Origin of the sequence: Nocardiopsis sp. TNDT3 (assembly GCF_003427465.1) — a bacterium.
Lineage (GTDB): Bacteria > Actinomycetota > Actinomycetes > Streptosporangiales > Streptosporangiaceae > Nocardiopsis > Nocardiopsis dassonvillei.
In genome coordinates, this window is the sequence record NZ_QPFC01000789.1 from 1 (window position 1) to 3220 (window position 3220).

Below are 3220 nucleotides of genomic sequence, written 5' to 3' on the forward strand. Positions count from 1 at the left end.
CCGCCCGCCCAGGGCGCGGCCGGGGAGGACACGCCCGCCCCGGTCGCGGACATCGCCCCGACCGGGGTGGAGTTGACCGACGACACCTACAGCGTCTCCCTGTCCTGGACCGACAACACCGGCGGCGCCACCCCGCACTTCGTGGTCGGCGGCCCGACGGGTGCCGGGTCCACCACCATGGCCGACGTCGACGCGGGGGTCGCCGAGGTGGAGGTCAGCGGGTTGAACCCCGAGGTCGAGTACTGCTTCAGGGTGGTCGCGGTCCAGTCCACCGACGAGGTCGCCCCCTCCGAGCAGGTCTGCACCGACCGCGGAGCGGCGGACGAGGGCGCCTAGCGGAACCACCCGCCGATTCCGCCGAAAAGCGTGTGACCAGGGGAGATCCGCGTCCCCGGCGCGTCATCGCCATCGTGCGGCTCCGGACACGGGAAGTCATCAGCCCCACAACAGGACAAACGTTCCTATGGGGTCTATGATGTACGCCACCCCGGCCTTCGCCTCCTGTTCGGCCGGGGTTTCCGCTGGGGACACCATCCCCGTGGTCAACAGGGATCACCTGCTCCCGGATCCCGTCCACCGTGCCGGACCGCTCCGCCCCCGCGAGCCGAAGGCCGGTCTGTCGCGTGCCCGCGTACCGATTCGGACGGAAGGGTTTCCCGGCTCATGGGAGAGCTCCTGAGCACCATCCTGGCCATGGCCACGTCCACGCCGATCTACATGAACATCGTGGGCGGTGCGCTGGTCGGGGTGTTCTGGCAGTCCTACCTCGACACCAGAATCGCCAAGAACGACTACGAGGCCCACCTCAGGGAGGCCCTGGCGAACGAGGCCTCCAGGGTCGCCAGACATGAGAGGTCCAGGAACCTTCCGGCGTTTCTCCGGGTCGCCGACCTCGACAACATCTATCTCCAGAACGTCAACAGGGTCGCCACCACGATCCGGACCGTGGTGGAGAACAACGGTCAGCACCTGGCCAACCTGTGGTCCATTCCCTTTCACCGGGATGCGGTCAAGGAATTCCTCGGAAGGAAGCAGGGGAAATCGAGGGTGGACGCCTTCATGGACGGATACACGCAATCGGCCCGTATGAACGGGATCAACGTGAACGGCAGGCCGCTCACCACAGCCTCGGGCGGCGCCGAGAACAAGAGGACGAGGCTGTCGTGATGCTCCCCGCCGTGTGCGCGGCCGTCGTGGCCCTCTACGTCCTGAGGTTCCTGGTCACGGAGTCCACGGCGAGGTCGGGAGCACATCCCAGGACGCTGTCCGACTTCCGGGAAGCCCTGGACGACGCGCGTCGCGCCGAGATCCGTGAGAACGCCATCAGCTTCGGAAGGGCCGCGGTACACGAGAAGACCCTGGTCCTGGACAACATGCTGGCGACCGTGAACTTCCGCGGACACGCCGGGGGCGGAGAGGCCTCCGCGGGGCTCGCCGACGACGCCGAGAGGCGGTTCGCGGAGTACTCGGACATGGTCGCCCGGTTGGACGGCGAGGTCGAGGAGGCGGTGTCCCGGGAGCGGGAGTCCTCCGCGGCGGGCCCCGTCGCCGGGTACGGCCCCGGAGCGGGTTCCGCGGGTCCCGGCGGGCGGGGGGCGCGGCTGGCCCGCACCGCCCATGTCGTCTGCATGGTGGCGCTGGCGTCGCTGGTCATCGCGGTCCTCCTCGCCGGATAGCGGTCGGCTCCGGCAGTACACACCGTCACATCCGGGAGAGGGAAGTTGTTCGAGTTCCTGTTCGGTCCAGGAGGGATGCTGGCCGGCGGCCAGGGCGCCGTGACGGCGGCTCTGGCCAACCTGGCCTTCGTGGCCGTCGCCGCGTACATCGCGAAGACGACCAAGAAGTACCTGAAACCCAAGGCGCGGAAGTCGGACCACTCCCTGCACGAGCTGTCCAGGGACGAGATGGCACGCGTCGAGGAGATCGCCCGCCAGATCAACACGGAGGTCTGGAACAGGCAGGAGTACCCCCTCACCGAGGGGAACGCGATGCGCGAGGGCGAGGCCGTGACCCTGGAGGCGGGCACCAACCTGCTCATCGTCGAGCGTCAGATGCAGGTCGCCAAGGCGGTCGTCGACAACCTCCGCGGCAGGGGCGCGACGACCCAGACCTTCGACGACATGATGCGGCCCGGCGGCCCCGTGCTGATCGGCCCCGTGTCACGGGGAAGGCCGAAGCTCTCCTCGCAGGAGGCCGCCGCCACCGTGCGGGCCGTCACCGCGATCCGTGACAACGTCGCGTTGATGGACGCGCACATGAGGGAGTCCTACGGCATCCTCGGCCTGGAGGTGAACGTCGGTGCCTGGGAGGCCATGGGGAAGGGCGGCCTCCCCGGTTTCCGGGAGTGGGTCGACGCCATCCTGGCCGACTACCCGAGAACCATCGCCGACATCGTCAGGAACAACGGTCTGGAAGCCGCGCAGGCGACCCTGAACATCCTCAAGGACACGGGTCACCTGTCCCTGCGCGGGGCGGCCCAGCGGGACGCGTACACGACCGTCAGCGAGGCGGCGCGCAGGGACGACAAGGCCCGGGAGGGCCGCGACCTCCCCGTCGCGGAGGCGGATCCGCGCAAGCTCGTGGACTCCCCCCGCAGGAACAACCCCGTCACCCGTGCCGTCAACCGGGTGCGCCGCTGACATGGGGACGACTCCCGCACCGGCTTCCGGAGCCGCCGCCGCGCCGATCCCACAGACCCGTCCGGAGGAGCATCGGGATGGACGTTGACCAGTTTGCCTTCTACGTGTTCTTCCTGGTGGCCGCGACCGTCTTCGGCAACACGGTCCTGAGGCTCCGCCAACGCCGCCTGTACGACCCCGGGCTGCGGATCCGGAACGCGAGGGCCCGGCGCAGGCAGGGCGTCTCCTCCGCGGCGCTCCTCGCGGAGAGGGAGCTGGCCGACCGCAGGCAGCGGGTCGTCGGGGCCCTGGCGAGGGACGCGTCGGCGCTCTCCGGCCCCGCCGAGGCCGCGGAGGAGGACCGCCTGCGCCGTGAGCTGGAGTCGCTGCGCGAGGCCTTCGAGGCCCAGCGGGAGAGCGTCGCCAGGGAGCACGAGCGCATCGACCGGGAGGCCGACGAGGAGCTCGCCCGGTACCGTCGGCGCCGCCGCACGGCTCTGGCCTGCGAGGTGGCCCTCCTGGCGCTGTCCCTGGCCGCGCTGGTCGCGCTCGTCGCCGCCGCCGCGCCGTACTTCCGCTGAGGCGCGGCGCGGCCGTCCCGG

The 3220-nt window shown here is 70.3% G+C and carries 5 protein-coding genes; all 5 read left to right on the forward strand.

The features are described 5' to 3' along the window. On the forward strand, nt 1-336 hold a 336-nt coding region (locus DQW06_RS19330), incomplete at its 5' end, for a fibronectin type III domain-containing protein (protein WP_198662499.1). A gap of 357 nt (nt 337-693) precedes the next feature. Next, entirely contained in the window at nt 694-1167 is a 474-nt protein-coding gene (locus DQW06_RS19335; protein ID WP_231391494.1) for a hypothetical protein, read from the forward strand. Further along, nucleotides 1167-1676, forward strand: coding sequence for a hypothetical protein (locus DQW06_RS19340; RefSeq protein ID WP_013156494.1), 510 nt, complete (start codon nt 1167-1169; stop codon nt 1674-1676). Before DQW06_RS19335 ends, DQW06_RS19340 begins: the two co-directional genes overlap by 1 nt. A 45-nt stretch (nt 1677-1721) precedes the next feature. Further along, nucleotides 1722-2639: a hypothetical protein gene (locus DQW06_RS19345; protein ID WP_232833081.1), complete on the forward strand. Its 918-nt coding sequence runs from the start codon at nt 1722-1724 to the stop codon at nt 2637-2639. 77 nt (nt 2640-2716) lie between these two features. Continuing rightward, complete coding sequence (locus tag DQW06_RS19350) at nt 2717-3199, forward strand: hypothetical protein (protein WP_013156497.1); 483 nt, start codon at nt 2717-2719, stop codon at nt 3197-3199. Nucleotides 3200-3220 lie beyond the last annotated feature (21 nt).

Coding starts and splice junctions, on each gene's coding strand:
- DQW06_RS19335 (WP_231391494.1), top strand. CDS start 694: ATGGCCACGTCCACGCCGATCTACATGAACATCGTGGGCGGTGCGCTG.
- DQW06_RS19340 (WP_013156494.1), top strand. CDS start 1,167: ATGCTCCCCGCCGTGTGCGCGGCCGTCGTGGCCCTCTACGTCCTGAGG.
- DQW06_RS19350 (WP_013156497.1), top strand. CDS start 2,717: ATGGACGTTGACCAGTTTGCCTTCTACGTGTTCTTCCTGGTGGCCGCG.